Source organism: Euzebyales bacterium (assembly GCA_035461305.1).
Lineage (GTDB): Bacteria > Actinomycetota > Nitriliruptoria > Euzebyales > JAHELV01 > JAHELV01.
Genome location: DATHVN010000060.1, coordinates 1 through 16364, shown reverse-complemented (window position 1 = coordinate 16364; position 16364 = coordinate 1). Strand labels below are relative to the sequence as shown.

The window sequence follows — 16364 nt, the reverse complement described above, 5'->3', positions numbered from 1 at the left end:
CTGGCACGCTGGGGAGCGTGCCTGTCGACGCCCCTTCCGAGATCGTGCCCGGACTGTGGATGAGCGGGAGCCGAGCCGCGCTGGCCGAGGGCCGGTTCGACCGGGTCGTCACGCTGTGCGCGGAGCGGCACGAGCACGCGGCCGTTCCCTCAGGGAGCACGGCGCTGTCGTGGCGCATCCCCGATGCGCAGCTCGACGAGCCCGAGCAGGCCCGTGAGTGGGCACGGCGCGTCTCCGCCTGGATGGACGAGGGCGAGACCGTGCTCGTGCGATGCGCCGCCGGCCTCAACCGCTCGGGCCTGGTCATCGCTCGTACGCTCATCGAGCGCGGCATGGACCCGCACGAGGCCGTCATGCTCGTCCGCCACCGCCGCCGCGCCGACGCGCTCAACAACCCGTGGTTCGTGGAGTGGCTGCGGCATGAGCAGCCGGGTTTCGAAGCGGACACCCGCGTCGCGCGCCGCATTCCGCTGCCTCGAAAGGTCATCGGGTGGCAGCCCTTCACCCGACGCTTCGGCCTTGACGACCGCGAGCTGGCGTCGAGCGCGATCGCCGCTATGATCTCGGGCGGACTCTACGTGCGCTACGCCCGTCCGTATCTCGCGCGCGGCGTCGTCGGCGATCTCGTGGGCTTGACCGTCCTGGCGCTGCCGGTGGTCTTTCACCGGGCTCGTCTCCGCCACGAAGCGATGGTCTGTCTCACCGGCATCGCCGTCGTGCACGCCGTCGACCCCGAGTGGCCGCTCCAGGTCGGGTCGCCGGTGTGGTGGGCCGCCTTCGGCGCCGGCCTGGCTGCCTACCTGCTCGCCCGTTGGCGGCAGCTTCCATCCAGCCGCTGGGCCGCCCGCCGCGAACGGCGCCGCCTGGCCGCCGCAGGACATTGAGGGGACGCTATCCACTCACCTGACCGCAGACCCTCGAAGGGGCGGAGCTGCAGCGTGTCGCGCGACCGTAGGACAGCCCGGATGCCGTGATGATGAGCAGGGTCAAGAGTGCTCGGCGATGGCCATGTGGTTCGTGTTCACCGGTGGCCGCGTTCGATCAGGCGCTGTCGGGCCATGAGGTCGCGACACGTCAGCGAGCAGCACCGCCGGTTCGCGTGCCGTGCCGCGTCGATCGCGGCACCGCACATCGGGCACTGGCGAACGCCCGGCGGATCGACGCTCTTGGCCGCCCGCATCGTCCACAACGGCGAGCAGTACGTTGCTTCAGGCCGACGAATCGACGGTATGGCCTCGCCGCAGTGTCTGCACCGCCTCGGAACTCGCGATCTTGCAGCAACCATCGGCGCTCGATCATCGCAACACACCGCCGCGTCGCCGCTATCCGAAGGTGCAACATCACTTCGCCCATGTCCGACACACCGCGGCGGGGGAAGCAACGGCGAGCCTCGGTGATGGGCACGGGCAGGCCGCCACGCCGGCGCGTGGCACGCTCGTCGGCGGCGGTGTCGCCTGGCGGCTGGCCGGCACCCGGTTCGCCTGTCAAGCATCCCAATGAGCGCCTGCTCTAGCGTCCGGACCGTCGTGATGCTCGCTTTCGCGCGCCGGTTCGGATCGAATAGGAGTGCGCTGCACCCGAGCGTGCGCGCGGGTGGGGGTCCACCTCGGCGCAGCCGTCTGGATCATCGCGGCCACCCGTGGTCGAGGCCGCGGCACAGAGGGGGATGCCGGCCCGGCGACGCGAATCCCGATCTCAAACGAGGGGCGCATTGACGGGCAGGCTCGACGGCGCAGCCGTGTGCCGTAGGCCTCCGTCGGGATGAGGTCGGCACCGCGGTCGCATCGCGTGACGCGGCAGCACGATCGAGCCTGCGTCGTGGGCGCATGCCTACCGGATGTCGGCGTCGCTCATGTCGGGTCCGTCGACGAATGCCGTTGATGGGTCTCGCGCATGCGCACGGCGACGTCGAGGCCGCTGGCGGCGGTGATGGCGGCGATGACGACGATGGCGGTAGCGATCGAGTACAGGTCGGCGAGCGCACCGGCGAGGACGGCGCCGACGCCGAAGCCGACGTCGCGCCACAGCCGGTACACCCCGACGGCGGCGCCGCGCCAGGTGGGGTGGGCGACGTCGCCGACGGCGGCGATCAGGGTCGGGTAGGCCATGGCGGTGCCGGCGCCGAACAGCGCGCTGCCGGCCGCCCACGCGGCGAACGTGTCGCCGACGGCGATGACGAGCAGCCCGGCGGCTTCGGTCAGCTGTCCGCCGGCGATGAGCCACTTGCGGCCGATGCGGTCCGACAGCGCGCCGGTGCCGAGCTGGCCGACGCCCCATACGGCCGGGGCGATCGCCGTCAGCAGGCCCACAGTGCCAAGGTCGGCGCTTCCGGAGGCGAAGAAGACAGGGAACAGACCCCAGGCCATGCCCTCGTTGAGGTTGTTGACCAGGCCGGCCTGGCTGGCCGCCGACAGTGACCGGTCCCGCCAGGTGGCCAACGCGAACACCTGCCGGGCCGACAGGTCCGCTTGGTGGCCTGCTGGGCCGCAGTCGCGGCTGGTGGTCTCGTGCTCGACGTGGCCGGTGGTCTCGCGCACGAACGCCGCGGACAGGCCGATGCCCAGCGCTCCTAGCGCCAGGCCGAGCAGGAACGGCGCGGGCCGCAGCCCGGCGGCCTCGGCCATCGCACCGGTCGCCCACGCGGTCATGGCCACCGCACCGTAGCCGGCGGCCTCGTTGAACCCCATCGCGGTCCCGCGACGGCGCGGCCCGACGAGGTCGATCTTCATGATCACGGTGACCGACCAGGCCAGGCCCTGGTTGACACCGAGCAGCACGTTGGCGAACACCACCCACCCCCAGGTGGGCGCCCAGATCAATAGGAGCGGCACCGGGATCGCGAACAGCCAGCCGGCCAGCAGCACGGGTCGGCGTCCGAACCGGTCGGCGAGCGTGCCCGCGAAGTAGTTCACGACCGCCTTGGTGAGGCCGAACGCGGCGATGAACGTCAGCATCGCGGAGTAGCGGGACAGGCCGAACTCCTGCTCGGCGAGCAGCGGCAGGACCGTGCGTTCCTGACCGACCATCCCGCCGACCAGCGCGTTGACGGCCACGAGCAGCACGAACTGCGGCAGGTTCTCCCGCAGCCCCAGCCGGAGCGGCGCGCGCTCCTCGGTGCGGCTCACGCCTGGGTCTCCAGCCGGCCGAGGTCACCGGGTCCGCCGGCCAGCACCGCGACGTCGCGGTGGCCGGCACGTTCTAGCAGGCTCGCGGCCGACATGGCCCGCTCACCGTGACTGCAGTGCACGAGCACCGGCCCGTCGGGCATCTCACCAGCCGCCTCGCGCACCTCACCGGCCGCCTCGCCCAAGCCGCCCAGCTCGACGTGGACCGCGCCCGGTACGTGGCCGACGGTGAAGTCTGAGCGCTGGCGGACGTCGACCACTCGTCGGCCGTCCGCTGCTTCGGCGTCGATCAGCGGGGTGCGGGCCAGCTGGCGGCCGGCTGACCACCAGGCGTCGATGCCGCCGGCGAGTTCACCGACAAGGTCGTCGAACCCGATCGTAAGCGCCGCCCACATCAGGTCGTGGCGATCGACGGTCTCGTCGGCGATGAACACGACCGGTCGGCTGCGGGGGACGAGCCATCCGAGCCAGGTCGCGAACTGCGCCCGCCACGGGTTCGACAGCGCACGGGGGACGTGCCCGGCGGCGAACGCCTCGATGTCGCGGACGTCGACCAGCTCGGCGCCGGCTGCGACGGCCGCGTCGACCTGCTCCACGGTCATCTGCGGCAACGTCGGCGGAGTGGGGCCGTGCACCATCGGGCAGGCGCGGTTGACGTCGCGCAGCTCGAGGAAGTACGGCGGGTACGAGCCGAACCCGCCGAGCAGGCGGGCCACGAACGTGTCCTCGTCGGGATCGCCGATCAGCAGAGGGTTCGAGGTCCGCTCGTGGCCGATCGTAGTGGTGCGTTCGCCGCCGGGGGTGGCGGCGCAGAACGACCCGCCACCATGCGTCGGGTAGACCGCCAGGTCGTCCGGAAGAGTCAGCAGCCGCTGGTGGATCGACCGGTACGCGGCCCGGGCCAACGGCTCGGTCTGTTGAGGTGTCAGTAGGTCGGTGCGCGCAACTCCACCGGCCATGAGCGTCCCACCGGAGAACAACGCCACCGGCCGCGAGTCGTCCAACAGCAGATAGGCCAGATGCTCCGGGGTGTGTCCGGGTGTGGCGATGACCCGCAACGTCAACCCGCCCAGGTCGAGCTCGTCCCCATCGACCAGCGGCCGGTGCCCGAAGGCCAGATCGCTGCCGGCCGGTGCCAGCAGTTGCGCACCGCCCACGGCAAGCTCCCGACCGCCGGAGATGAAGTCGGCGTGCAGGTGGGTCTCCGCGACGAACCTCGGCGCGAGCCCACGGCGGTCGAGCTCACGCAGGTACGGACGAGGGTCCCGCTCGGGGTCGACGACCAGCGCACCACCGTCACCCAGATCCACCACGTAGGCGCTGTTGCCCAGCCCCTCGTCCACCAGCGACAAGACCTCCACAGCAAACCCTCCGCGTGTTCAAGTGATCACTTGAATATCAGTGTGCCCTGATCTGGTCCGCTTGTCAAAGATTCACTTGAACAAGCTGATAGCCTGAGGATGAGGAGAGGGTGAGCCATGCCCGTGACGGAACACCGACGCAAGGCCAAGGACGCACTGTTCGACGCGTTCGCGACGATCGCCGGCGCGCTCGCGTCCGGCCGGCGGGTCGAGATCGTCGAACTGCTCGCCCAGGGCGAGCGAACCGTCGAGCAGGTCGCCGCTGCGATCGACCAGTCGGTCGCCAACACCTCCCACCACCTACGCACCCTCGCCCGCGCCGGACTCGTGACCAGCCGCCGCGTCGGCACCCACGTCCACTATCGGCTCGCCTCCGACGACGTGCTCGAGCTGTGGTGGGCGATGCGCCGGGTCGCCGCCGAACAGGTCGACGGCCTCGACACGCTCGCCCGCGCCTACCTCGGGGACCGCAGCGAGGTCGACGTCATCAACCGCGACGAACTGCTCGAACGACTGCGCCGCGACGAGGTCATCCTCGTCGATATCCGCCCCGAACCCGAGTACGCCGCGGGCCACCTGCCCGGTGCCATCTCGATCCCACCCGACCGGCTGGATCAGCTCGACGAGCTACCCGCAGACCGCGACATCGTCGCCTACTGCCGCGGCCCGTACTGCGTCTACGCCGATGACGCCGTCCGCCGACTGCGCCAACGCGGCCGCCGAGCGCTACGGCTCGAGGACGGATTGCCCGAGTGGCGCCACGCCGGCGGCCCCATCCAGCGGTGACCGGTCAGAACGTCACGACCTTATCGGCCTCGAGCGTCCAGTCCGCCAGCTGCTCCATCGTGGAGCGAACTGCCCCCTTGACAAGCTGCTCATCTGCGACGGCGCGCGCGTCCATGCACGTCCCGCAGCAGCCAACCTCAGCTCCGCGACGCGTGATCGACTGCACCATCCGATCCAAGTGGTAGTAACCATCAGGAAGCTGCTGCCCTTCCAGCGCGGAAACGACCGCATCGCCCATCAAGAACACCCGCAGATCGACGCCTTCGCGCTTGACCAGGGCCGCGGCCAGCCGCAGCCCATTGAACGGCAGCTCCGACCCGTACGCCGCACCGTTGATGATCATCAACACGCTCACGTTAGCCTCCTGAGCACTCGCATGGATGTGGGGGATGCGTCAGACCGCCGGCTGCTCGACGTGCGCCAGACCTCCGAGTGGGCCGCCGGTACGTCCCCGGAGCGCTGCACCGCGACCTCGGGGCGCTGCGTACCGGTCCTGCCGCTGCTGGCCGTCGCCGGGCTCACCGCCGCGTCCGGCGCCATCGTGGTCGTCCGTATGCGGGAACCACGCCCGCTTCGCCCCTGTCCGGTCGCGGCTGACGCGCACCGGCGCCTGCCAGTCCGATGCCGATGGGGCCTCAGGCGGGCTTGCGGGCGCGGAAGTTGACACCGCGTGTGCCGAACTCGGCGACCTCCCTGCGCGGCCTCGCGGCCCTTTCGAAGATGTTCGCGTTCCAGGTGATCTCGAAGTCTTCGAATCCGGCGGCCACGACCGTGGCCTCGAGCTCCGCCTCCAGCAGAGCTCCCGCGATTCACCCGGTCCACAGATCGATGTCACGTTTGGCGCCCTCCGGCACGGGCGTCTCGACGGTGATGTCGGCGATCTGCAGCCGCCCGCCCGGCCGCAGCACCCGGAGGATCTCACCGAAGACAAGAGACTTGTCCGGCGACAGGTTCACCGACCCGTTGGAGATCGCCAGATCGGCCCATCCGTCCGGGACCGGCAGCGATTCCGAGAACCCCTCGCGGAACTCGACGGTGTCCAAGCCCGCCTCGGCCGCTCCGACGCGGGCCTTGTCCAGCATCGCCTCGGTCATCTCGACACCGATCACATGCCCGGCGGGCCCCACCGCCCGCGCCGCAATCAGCCCGTCCAGGCCCGCGCCCGACCCGATGTCCACGACATACTCGCCCTCGGCGGGCATGCCCATCGCGAACGGGTTGCCGGTGCCCGCGAACGAGGCGATGACGTTGTCAGGCAGACCGTCAAGCCACGCGTCGTCATAGCCGTTGGTCGCCAGCGCCGCGCGGCCGGTGTTGAAGTGGTAGCCGCGATCGGGGTCCCGAGCGACATCGGTGTACTCGCGGGACACTTCGTCGCGCAGGATCTGCACCGCCGCGTTGTCGTCGGAGAACCGCGACCGGATGAACGCCGGGTCGTCACGCACTGTCACCTCGGGCACGACCGTGTACGTGGTGAACGTCCCGGTGTCGAGCACCTCTTTGCCCTCGATGACACCATCGCCGCCGGGTTCGCCGAGGTCGCGGTACGCGGCCTCGGTCATCAGGAAGTACTGCCGCTCACGCACGGAGTTCTTGGCCAGCCGGTGCAGCGTGATTACATCCGGACCGGACAGTGTCGGGTGTTGGCCGATCTGGGTGAACATCGCCTCGCCGGAGTGGGCGACGATCTTCAGCTTGAGGTCTCCGACGATGCGGCAGGCGTTGCAGTTGCACACCGAGTAGGCGCCGATCTCCACGAGCCGTTGCGCGAACGTGTGGAACAGCCCGCGCAGCCGCTCCACGAGGCTGGCGCCGCGCCGACGCCAGATCTCCTCATCGCCGCTCTTGATCGCGTACAGGAACAGCGCGTCGCCCTCGATCGCCGAGATCCGCAGGGGCACATCGATCTGTCTGATCAGGCTTTCCAGCAGTTCGCCGATGATGGTCTGACTGTGGCGCAGCGCTGCGTCGTGCTGCAGCATGAACTGCGTGTAGCCGCTGATGTCCGCCAGCATCAGCAGCACCGGCTGCGTCGTGCCGTCCGTCGCCGTCTTCATCGCTCGGTCCTTACACAGGTGGACGCTGCAAGGGATCAGTCGGTCAGCGGGCGAAAGTCGGGGTCGAGCACGGTGACCAGCCCGCGGGCGTAGGCGCCGATGGCCTCGCCAATGCCGCCGTGGAAGGTCGGGAAGGCATAGATCATGCCGCGGAGGCTGTCGAGCGGCACCCGTGCGTGGACCGCGACCGCGAGCATGCTCAGCGTCTCACCCGCGGCGGGTCCCACCGCCGTCGCGCCGACCAGCGCGCCCTCATCACGGTCGGCGACCAACTTGAAGACACCGGCGTTGCCAGGTCCATGCAGCCACCCCCGGAAGGTCGCGGGCACCTGCTTGACCACAACATCGACCGCGATGCCCTGCTCGCGGGCCGCCGCCTCGGTCAGGCCCACCGCGCCGACCTCGGGGTCGGTGAACGTGCCCCGCGGCGGCGGCCGATCGTCGGCGGCGGCGGGCTCGAGTCCGAGGATGTCATCGGCGACGATGCCGGCCTGGTGCAGCGCGACGTGGGTGAACATGGCCGTACCGGTCACGTCGCCCAACGCCCAGACCCCGTCGGCGACCCGGCACCGCCCATCGACCGGGACCCGACCAACCGACGCATCCACACCCACCGTGTCGAGACCGAGCTCGGAGACGTCGATCGTCCTGCCGGTGGCGACCAGCAGCCGCTCGGCACGCAGCACCGTCCCGTCGCCGGTGGTCACCGCGAGCTGCCCGTCCTCCGACGAGACCTTCTCGACCGGCGATCCCGTGTGCACGGCGATGCCCTCGCCCGACAGCGCCCCCGCGACGACATCGGACGCCTCGGGCTCCTCGGACGGCAGCAGCCGATCGCGCTGCTCGACGATGGTGACCTCGGCGCCGAACCGGGCCAGCACCTGCCCCAGCTCGCAGCCCACCGTCCCGCCGCCGAGCACGATCACCGAGGCCGGCAGCGTCTCGGCCTGGATCACATCATGGGTGGTCCAGTAATCGACGTCACCCAACCCCGGGATGGGCGGGATCGCCGGCTGCGAGCCGGTCGCGATGACCACACCCCGGCGGGCGCTGAACCTGTCATCGCCCACCGCCACCGTGCGCGGGCCGGTCAGCCGCCCCAACCCCCGCACGAGCCGACCACCCCTGCCCTCGAAGCGGGCGACGGCCGTCGAGTCGTCCCAGCCGCCGGTCACCTCCTGACGCACCCGCGTGGCCAGCAGCTTCCAGTCCGGGGTGACCTCGGCCCGTCCGGCCGCGCCATTGACGCGCCGCGCCTCCTGCAGCAGATTCGCGGCGCGGATCATCAGCTTCGACGGCAGGCACGCCCAGTAGGCGCACTCCCCACCGATCAGGTTCGGCTCGACCCCGACCACGTCAAGCCCCGCACCCAACAGCCGCAGCGCCAGATCCTCACCGCCGGTCCCCACGCCGACCAGCACAACATCCGCCTCGTGCTCCACCCCGCCACCTCCAGACCCGACCGACCCTCCGGCCGGCCAGCGGCCGGAGCCACCCCCACGCGTGATCATACTCCACAACCCGACCAGCGATCCCAGAAAATGAGCGTCACGTCACGCGCGCAGTCACGGGCCGCAGACGAGGGGCGAGCCACCAGCCGCACCCGTAGACCCCCATGGGTGTGCTCTCAGGCTCGGGAGGCAGTGATGAGGTACCGGCGCAGCAAACCCGCTCGGGCGGCCTCTCTATGACGTCACGTTCGCGGTGCTGGAACGCGACGGCTCCATCTCCATCGTGCGGAGCGACGCGATGCCGGCCGGGTCGGACGCGAACAGCCACTGGGGTATGCTGGTGGGCCACGCTGACGCGGTGACCGTCAACTGTCGCGACGAGTGCGGCCAGGCTACCGGCTTCGGCACGGTCGATGGGCACGCAGCCGCGCGTCGAACCGTTCCCGCAGGCGCCGTCGTGTCGGCGTGAAATACGACCAGTTCGCGTCGCGCCGGAGTCGCGTGAGCAGGTCGGTCAGCGCGTGGTCGTCGCGCGCAGCGTCGCCCAGGATCCCGCGACGGACGGCCCGCCACCACACGATGATGAAGCTGTCCCAGGTCAGCTCGCCGACACGCCGGATGTGCTCCGTAAGCCGCTCCGCCTCCTGACCGACCTTGACGACGATGGGGTCTGCCATGCCGTGCACGCGCTAGTCGGTGTCGAGCACCCGCTCGTTGAAGGGTCGGCGCTGCGCGCGCTGGTCGGGGTCGGAGATCAGCACGCCGTGCGGCTGGAAGCTCGCCAGCGCGGCCCACTTCTCGCGGTTGGCCGTCGAGAACTTCTCCGGTGACTGGTCCAGGCACCCGACGCACGTGGTCAGGATCCACGATCAGCGCGACCGTACGGCCCGGCAGCCGGACCACCACGGGTCCAGGCCGGTGACGGTCACGCACACGCTGCATCCGGGGACCGCCCGCCGATTGCATCGAACCGCTCGGCCACGTCCGCCACCCGCGGCCTGCGGGCGATCCACGGGCGACGAGTGGACGCAGCACGTCGACGGCGATGCCGAATGTCTCGGGCGGGATGCGCGCGGCGGTGCGGGAGACGGTGCGATGCCAGCGTCATGTCAGTCTCTCCTGAGCGGTCGGCTCGTCATTCCCCCGGTGGGCGGCGAGCACCACATGCGACGACCGAGCTGGCGGATCGCGCTGGATGGACGACGCCGGCCACAACGTGAGGCGGCGCGCCATGGATGAGCCGGCCTGAACCGTCCCGCATCTCGGGCTTCCGGCGGTTCCGGGTCTCAGCGACTTGCCGGTTGGACGAACCGGGCGACCCAGCTGGGGGCCTGACTGTTGACATCGGCGATCTGGCCCCGCGTCACGCGGGACCCGAGGACGGCGCCGACCGCCGCCATCGCCGTCTCCGGGTCGACCTCGGCCGAGAACGGGCGTTGCTGTGCCAACTCCTGCAGCGCGTCGTCGGTACGGCTCCGCTGGACCGGCGTCCGACTGGGCTTCCATTCCTGGTGGTAGAGACCACGGATCACGATGGGCACCTGGGCCGCAAGGTCCGCTGCCTCGTCGACGGTCAGACTGTCGCGGATCACTCCCAGGCAGCGCCCGAGGACCGTCGTCGCCTTGTCGGGGTCCACGTCCAACCGTTGTGCGATGTCGTGGATCCACGAATTCGCTGTCTGCACCGATCGCTCCAGAGTGGTGCTGACAGGTGCCTGCGCCATGTCTCGTCTCCTGTGCTCGTGCTACGTCCGTGCCAGTGGGGGTCCTGTCCGGTCAGCGTCGTGAGGAGGGCCGAGGCGGGCCCACCGCGCTCTCGGGTGGTCGGTGCCCAGTGGAGACCGCCAGAACTTGGCGGGGGCCTGGTTCCGCCAACGATTGGTCGACCGGCTCCGCCGGACAGAAACTCGGGTTCCGCGAACGACGAGCGGGTGACGGTTCGTTCAACCTGGCTGCGTGTCGCCTCTCGAGCCGTGGTCGACCTTGTACAGCCTCCAGGCGTCTGTGACACCTGGCAGCCGGTGCTCACCGTTGTCTTCGAAGGCGATGCCGGAGCCCAACGTCAGGTCCTTGACGGTTCGAGACACGACGATGCCGCCCGACGCGGCCACCGACATCACGCGAGAGGCGAGGTGGATCGCCAGTCCCGTCGTGCCGTCAGGTCCGACCTCGATCTCTCCGGTGTGCAGCCCGATGCGGGTCTTCAGGCCCAGGTCGGCCAGCGCGTCCTGGACGTGTCGTGCGCAGGTCACCGCGCGCGTCGGCCCATCGAAGCTGGCTACGATGCCATCCCCGGTGTGGACGAGCTCGTAGCCACGGAACCGCGCGATGGCCCCTCGGATCACTGCGTCGTGATCGCCGAGCAGTTCACGCCAGCGGGCGTCACCGATGCGCGAGGCGATCGCAGTCGATCCGACGATGTCGGTGATCATCACCGTCGCCAGGCGCCGGCCGGGTGAGGGCGTGTGCTGCGCACCGGTCAGGAACACCTCGACGGCCGACAGCAGCGGCTCGATGTCGCCGGCGTGGAACGGGAACGTGTCCCCACCGTCCAGCTCGATCAGCCGCGCCCTGGGGATGTGCTCGGCGAGGTAACGTCCGAAGGCGATGCGGTGGTGCCGTGCGTCACGTCGGTGCAGTACCAGTGTCGGAGCGGTGATGCTCGGCAGCACCTCGCGGACATCCACCGACAGCACCCACCGGTACATCACCTCCGCTGCGCCGGGAGGCATCGCCAGCCGTTGATAGCGGAGGAGCCAGTGGCGCGCCTGCTCGTCGTCAGCCAGCGACGGGGCCGTCAGGCCGAGGATCTCCGCGGTGTAGCCCCAGTTGTGGCGCCAACGGTCGATCAGTTTCTCGGTCGTCGCCGCTGGCATGCCGATCGGATAGTCGTCGGCGCGTTGCCACCGCGCGAACGAGTTGATCAGCACGAGCGCCCGTACCCGTTGCGGAAAGGTTGCCGCGAACAGCATCGCCATGGGGCCGCCCTCGGTGTCCCCGATCACGGCGACCTCGTCGGCACCGGCGGCGTCGAGCGCCGCGACCGCGTCGTCCATCCAACGTTCGAGGGTGGGGGGATCGTCGAGCGGAACCGGGTCGGACACCCCGGTGCCCCGCTTGTCGAAGCACACCACCCGCGCGAATGACCCCAGCCGCCCAAGGTACGCAGGTAGCCCCGGCGCATCCCACATGACGTCGAGGTTCGTCATCCAGTTGGTGATGAACAGGACGACCAGTGGCCCATCACCGAACACCTGGTATGCCACGTGGCCGCTTTCGGTGCGCACATACCTGGTGATCGGCGAGCCGGGTGTCTCAGACATCCATCGAACCCTACTCCGCGCACCGCCTACTGATCAGTGAGCCGTCGCCGCGGCGTGACAGGCACCCCGCCCCTCCGCACGGGCGACGATGCGTCGCCCTTGAACGCGGACAGCGACGTCTGTGTCGCTGACCGCGCGCACACCTGCGCCCAGTGCGAGCGCGGCGGACTCGTCGAACACGACCTGCAGACGCGGCCAGGCGACTGGGACCGCTTCACGCAGGCAGCCGCAGAGGTCCGCGACCACGAGCCGAGCCAGATGCATCAGCTCTGCCGGCTCGCCGGTCACGATCGCCACGGTCACCATCGCGTCGGACGGCACAGCGCGCACCGCCTCCCGACCGCGCGCAGACGATGCAGCCCGAGCACCGCGAGCACCCCGTCGGAGACCAGCTGCGCGGCCGCCGACGCACCGCATCCTCGCTGGCGGGTGGGTCCCAGCGCTCGTCGGTGGGCGACGCCTTGGGCACGTACTCGACGTGCGGAGGGTCCCACGCGTCGTCGAGCTCGAGATCGCCGAGCGTCCAGCAGGCGGCGACGACGTCGAACGGATCGACGACGCCGGGGGCCGGCGGCCGCGAGCTGGCTCGCCCCGTGCAACGTCGTCGACAGCGTTTGCGCCATGCGCACAAGACGTGCCGGCGCTGCAGCGAACTGCTCGCGCACGTGCTCCAGCGCGAGACCGAGCAGCAGCGCGTCGAGTGCCAAGAGATGGCGAAGGGCAGCCATGTCCGCTCGTCGGACTGCTCCCCGGGCATGAACATCTCCGGCGCGCGCGCGTCCGCCACGGGACCATCGGTCGTGAGCGCGAGTCGGGTCATCCGCGCCCGCGCGAGCGCCGAGTGCGGCAACGACGGTGTACCCGGGCTGCGGTCGTCGATCGGGCGGCTCCTCGGCCGCCCGGCGAGCACCGCGAAGTACAGCGCGCGCTTGCCCGGGAAGTTCGAGTAGACCGCCCCTCGCGTGAGGTCGGCGCGCGCCGCGATGGCGTCGACCGTGGCGACGCGGCATCTGGGCGGTCACGCGCCACGAGCCGGGCGCCGGATGCTGGCCGACCCGCGGTTCCGGCTGCACGCCGACAGCTATCAGCGACCTGATGTGCCCGAGGACTGCCTCCCTACCTGCGGACCATGCAGGAGATGGACGGTGCCGAGCACGCGCGGCAGCGCAGGCTCGTAGCGCCGGCGTTCACAGCGCAGCGAGCATGGCGTTCCGGCCACGCATCGTCGAGATCGTCGAGCGTCTGATCGCTGACCTGGTCGCCCAGGCCGACGGCGACACGGTGGATCTCCTCGCCACTTCGCTCGTCACCCGCCGATGGACGTCATCATGCCGGATACGGTCGGCATCCCGAGCCGGCCGGCCGGGCCTGGAGTGGACCAGTCGGATCCCGAGCACGGCACAGGCACGCTGGAGTTGGTGGGAGATGAACGGGCTGCCGTTATCGACGTAGATCCGCTTGGGCACTCCGCGGGACGCCAGCCCGCGCCGCAGCGCGGCTTCGAGCCGCAGCACGTCTTCGGACCGACCCCACCGGTGCCCCACGACCAGCCGGGAGTGGTCGTCGAGGAACGCGGACAGCAGCGCCTTGCTGCCCGGCGATCCTCGGGCCGTGGGCCACGTCACCGACCCACAGGTCGGTGACGTGGCGGCCTCGAACCGGCCGAACGCCTCCGCAGGTCGCCCGTCGGGCCCGACGTTGAGGCCAAGCCGGGCGAAGTGGCCGCTGGACCGTGCGCACCGACGGGACCTGCCGGACCTCGGCCCGGTCGACGAGATGGGTCACCATCAGCTCGGCGATATGTGTCGCGGTCCGACGTGGGTTCTCGCGCTTGAGCCGCACCGCCAGGTCGAGCAGCTCCACATCGCTGACCACCGCGGTGCTGCGCAGCTTCGGGATCAGCGCGTCGAACCCACCGGCCCGATAGGCGCGGATCCAGCGATCCAGCGTCGACCGGCCCACCCGCACCCACTGCCCGTCAGGCCCGCGGGTGCTCCCGCCCCGCGAGGTCACGCACCAGTCGGCCGCGCTCAGGAGAATGGCCGGTGACAGGTCCGCATCGGCGGCGGCACGGATCAGCCCGTAGCGAAACAGCGCGATGTCGCGCCGTCGTCGATCTTCCGTCGCACAGCTCTCCTCGTCGTTGTGTGGACGACGAGCAGCGTTCAACCCTTCCACGGGCTCGGGAAGGGCGAGGTCGTGTTGCACAGCAGCCGCCCGCCGGTCACCGCCGACGCGAACTGCCACCGGCAGCCGACCCCGAACCGGTCGGCCGCCGCCCCCGCCGGCCGCAGCGACCGCCGCCGTCGCATCCCCCACCCGGCTGCCGGAGGGTTCGAAACGGACCAGCCCACAGTCGAGCCACACCGCCCAACGGGTCAGATGCGCACGCACCGTCTCGGCCACCACGACGAACCTCGACAGCCACCCGCGCACCGTCGACAGACAAGCGCCGACCGCCGTCGCGATCGGCCGCAGTCCCAACCCCGCGGCCCGAAGCTCCAGCGCCCGGCCGCTCGTGGCAGCCCAGTCCCCGCGCCGGCCGAGCATCGTCGCCGGCAACAGCACGTGCGTGGCACCGCACGAGCGGCACCGGCCACGACGAGGACGCACCCGCGCTCGCCGTCGCCGGCCCACCGCACGCTCGCGCGCCCACCCCCACGGCGCCAACCTCGCGTCCCGGCACGTCGGGCACCGCAGCATCCGACGCCAGCCGGGACTCGACGCGGACCGGATCCGGGCTTACCGTCGTCACGGCTGCACCTATCGCAGCAAGAAGCCCTCCCGGTTGTCCGCCAAGACTTGGCCGGGAGGGCTTCGCTCTTCTCAGGACAGGCCCACCCTGCCCCGCAACGGCGAACGGGGCAACCTCACAGCCGCCCCGCCATCGTCAACACCGCTGTCGTTCTACACCGCTGTCGTCCTCACCCCGCGTGTCGCCAAACAGCTGCTTCGTGCACCTCGACGCCGTTTGCGACTTCGGAACCCACTGAAGGCGTCTTCGCAGACTGACTCATCGACTGCGGTGGTCGCGTTGTAGGAAGTACATCAAGTGAGGGAGGTCGCCCCACGTGGCTTCGCGCTCGACCGTCATTCCTAGCTTCTCCGCGACGCGGCGAGACGCGACGTTGTTCTCGCTCACCATCGACACGATCCGCTCCAGCCCCAGGGTGTCGAACGCATAGTCCCGCCACGAGGCGGCGGCCTCCGTCGCGATCCCCTTTCCCCGATGGGCGCGGCGGACGATCCAGCCCAGTTCGACCTCCGACTGTCTCTCCACGCGAGTGCGGATGAGTCCGCAGTCGCCGACGAACTCACCGGTGTCACGAAGGATGACGGCGCACCTCCCGAACCGGTCTTCCTCGTAGCGCCGGATGTTCCGCTCGATCCACGAACGCGATTTCTCCCGGTTGCGCGGCGGCCCCCAGTGGACCAGACCATCCGCATCGCCGAGCATCGACGCTAAGTTGTCGAGATCATCCAGTGCGAGGGGCCGCACATCCAGCCTCTTGAGCAGCACATCGAGCCGAATTCGGTCCACCCGCCGGCAACGCGAGGGACGCTGGACCGGCCGCCCAAAGAAGTGCAGGATGAGCGCCGGCAAGGGCCGTGAGGCGGACATGGCCGCACCGCGGCGATCAGCCGTCCCGTAGCGGCTTTCCGCTCGCGCGTCGCCATCTCGGCTAGAGCTGTGGCCGCTGCGGGTGCGAACGGGGAGGATGTGCAGATGGCGCTGAACAGGTTGACCCGGCCGCTCGTTGAGCGTTCGTTCGATGGCATCTCAGTCCCCACGCGCCCGACGCAGCCTCAATGGCTGCGCGACGCCTGGATCCAGATGGACCGGGAGTTCGTCACCGGCCCGCCGCTCACCGCGCTCACCTTTCACTACCTCAACCGCATGGTGTGCGCCTTTCTGAAGCCGGCGCCGCCAAGATCCCGTCCTTGTCACGCGACGTACATGCTTGAGGCGGGCGTGACGTCAAGATCGTCGCCGAGCGGCTCGGACACAGCTCGATCGCGATCACCGGCGACGTCTATTCGCATGTCACCGCGAACCTGCAGGACGAAGCGGCCGCGCGGGTAGCAGCGGTCGTGGACGGTGACGTGTGATGCGGCCCGTTAGCAATCCGGTAGCAGCAGCTTCGGTGGTCGTCGACCGCGACGCTCTCACCTGCGGTGATGCGTCGGGATGCCCGGATTTGAACCGGGGATCTCCGGTCCCCCAGACCGGCGCCCTAGACCAAACTGGGCCACATCCCGT

16 protein-coding genes and 1 tRNA gene are annotated in these 16364 nt (G+C 70.2%); 4 read left to right on the top strand and 13 right to left on the bottom strand.

Translation table 11 applies throughout. The annotated features are described in order from the left end of the window. Both VK923_05890 and VK923_05885 read left to right on the top strand, forming a co-directional pair. A partial coding sequence (locus VK923_05890) for a dual specificity protein phosphatase family protein (GenBank protein HSJ44196.1) occupies positions 1–884 on the top strand: 884 nt, incomplete at its 5' end. Between the two features lie 319 nt (positions 885–1203). Further along, positions 1204–1500, top strand: coding sequence for a hypothetical protein (locus VK923_05885; protein ID HSJ44195.1), 297 nt, complete (start codon positions 1204–1206; stop codon positions 1498–1500). A 350-nt stretch (positions 1501–1850) separates the two neighbouring features. On the opposite strand, the gene VK923_05880 is transcribed toward VK923_05885, so the two are convergent. Then, entirely contained in the window at positions 1851–3125 is a 1275-nt protein-coding gene (locus VK923_05880; GenBank protein HSJ44194.1) for an MFS transporter, read from the bottom strand. Continuing rightward, positions 3122–4486 (bottom strand): rhodanese-like domain-containing protein, encoded by a 1365-nt coding sequence (locus VK923_05875; GenBank protein ID HSJ44193.1) that lies wholly within the window; start codon positions 4484–4486, stop codon positions 3122–3124. The genes VK923_05880 and VK923_05875 overlap by 4 nt, the downstream gene beginning before the upstream one ends. Positions 4487–4603: 117 nt before the next feature. Here VK923_05875 and VK923_05870 point away from each other — a divergent pair, with 117 nt between their 5' ends. Further along, positions 4604–5272: a metalloregulator ArsR/SmtB family transcription factor gene (locus VK923_05870; protein ID HSJ44192.1), complete on the top strand. Its 669-nt coding sequence runs from the start codon at positions 4604–4606 to the stop codon at positions 5270–5272. Positions 5273–5276: 4 nt separating this feature from the next. Here the strand turns inward: VK923_05870 and VK923_05865 are convergent, their stop codons facing one another. The 8 genes from VK923_05865 to VK923_05830 all read right to left on the bottom strand — a co-directional run bounded on the left by VK923_05865 (position 5277) and on the right by VK923_05830 (position 12424). Next, positions 5277–5627 (bottom strand): DsrE family protein, encoded by a 351-nt coding sequence (locus tag VK923_05865; protein ID HSJ44191.1) that lies wholly within the window; start codon positions 5625–5627, stop codon positions 5277–5279. A gap of 280 nt (positions 5628–5907) precedes the next feature. Next, positions 5908–6039, bottom strand: a complete 132-nt coding sequence (locus tag VK923_05860; GenBank protein HSJ44190.1) for a hypothetical protein — start codon at positions 6037–6039, stop codon at positions 5908–5910. Between the two features lie 42 nt (positions 6040–6081). Continuing rightward, positions 6082–7329, bottom strand: coding sequence for a DUF2652 domain-containing protein (locus VK923_05855; protein HSJ44189.1), 1248 nt, complete (start codon positions 7327–7329; stop codon positions 6082–6084). Between the two features lie 35 nt (positions 7330–7364). Then, a complete protein-coding gene (locus VK923_05850; protein HSJ44188.1) occupies positions 7365–8771 on the bottom strand; it encodes an NAD(P)/FAD-dependent oxidoreductase in 1407 nt (468 codons plus the stop codon). Between the two features lie 401 nt (positions 8772–9172). Continuing rightward, positions 9173–9457 (bottom strand): hypothetical protein, encoded by a 285-nt coding sequence (locus tag VK923_05845; GenBank protein ID HSJ44187.1) that lies wholly within the window; start codon positions 9455–9457, stop codon positions 9173–9175. Between the two features lie 609 nt (positions 9458–10066). Further along, on the bottom strand, positions 10067–10465 hold the full coding sequence (locus VK923_05840) for a DUF2267 domain-containing protein (GenBank protein ID HSJ44186.1): 399 nt from the start codon (positions 10463–10465) through the stop codon (positions 10067–10069). A gap of 258 nt (positions 10466–10723) precedes the next feature. Further along, entirely contained in the window at positions 10724–12103 is a 1380-nt protein-coding gene (locus tag VK923_05835; GenBank protein HSJ44185.1) for an adenylate/guanylate cyclase domain-containing protein, read from the bottom strand. Between the two features lie 33 nt (positions 12104–12136). Continuing rightward, a complete protein-coding gene (locus tag VK923_05830) occupies positions 12137–12424 on the bottom strand; it encodes a hypothetical protein (GenBank protein HSJ44184.1) in 288 nt (95 codons plus the stop codon). A gap of 32 nt (positions 12425–12456) precedes the next feature. On the opposite strand from VK923_05830, the gene VK923_05825 reads away from it, so the two are divergent. Then, a complete protein-coding gene (locus tag VK923_05825) occupies positions 12457–13053 on the top strand; it encodes a hypothetical protein (protein HSJ44183.1) in 597 nt (198 codons plus the stop codon). Between the two features lie 237 nt (positions 13054–13290). On the opposite strand, the gene VK923_05820 is transcribed toward VK923_05825, so the two are convergent. The 3 genes from VK923_05820 to VK923_05810 all read right to left on the bottom strand — a co-directional run bounded on the left by VK923_05820 (position 13291) and on the right by VK923_05810 (position 16363). After that, positions 13291–13728 (bottom strand): transposase family protein, encoded by a 438-nt coding sequence (locus tag VK923_05820; GenBank protein ID HSJ44182.1) that lies wholly within the window; start codon positions 13726–13728, stop codon positions 13291–13293. A 1388-nt stretch (positions 13729–15116) separates the two neighbouring features. Further along, complete coding sequence (locus VK923_05815; GenBank protein HSJ44181.1) at positions 15117–15725, bottom strand: GNAT family N-acetyltransferase; 609 nt, start codon at positions 15723–15725, stop codon at positions 15117–15119. Between the two features lie 562 nt (positions 15726–16287). Further along, positions 16288–16363: transfer RNA gene (locus VK923_05810), tRNA-Pro, on the bottom strand. Position 16364: the final 1 nt, after the last annotated feature.

What these genes read in the sequence shown, in the direction of transcription:
- VK923_05870 (HSJ44192.1), top strand. Translation starts at nt 4,604, where the DNA reads ATGCCCGTGACGGAACACCGACGCAAGGCCAAGGACGCACTGTTCGAC.
- VK923_05845 (HSJ44187.1), bottom strand. Translation starts at nt 9,457, where the DNA reads ATGGCAGACCCCATCGTCGTCAAGGTCGGTCAGGAGGCGGAGCGGCTT.
- VK923_05815 (HSJ44181.1), bottom strand. Translation starts at nt 15,725, where the DNA reads ATGTCCGCCTCACGGCCCTTGCCGGCGCTCATCCTGCACTTCTTTGGG.
- VK923_05855 (HSJ44189.1), bottom strand. Translation starts at nt 7,329, where the DNA reads ATGAAGACGGCGACGGACGGCACGACGCAGCCGGTGCTGCTGATGCTG.
- VK923_05825 (HSJ44183.1), top strand. Translation starts at nt 12,457, where the DNA reads ATGCAGCCCGAGCACCGCGAGCACCCCGTCGGAGACCAGCTGCGCGGC.
- VK923_05835 (HSJ44185.1), bottom strand. Translation starts at nt 12,103, where the DNA reads ATGTCTGAGACACCCGGCTCGCCGATCACCAGGTATGTGCGCACCGAA.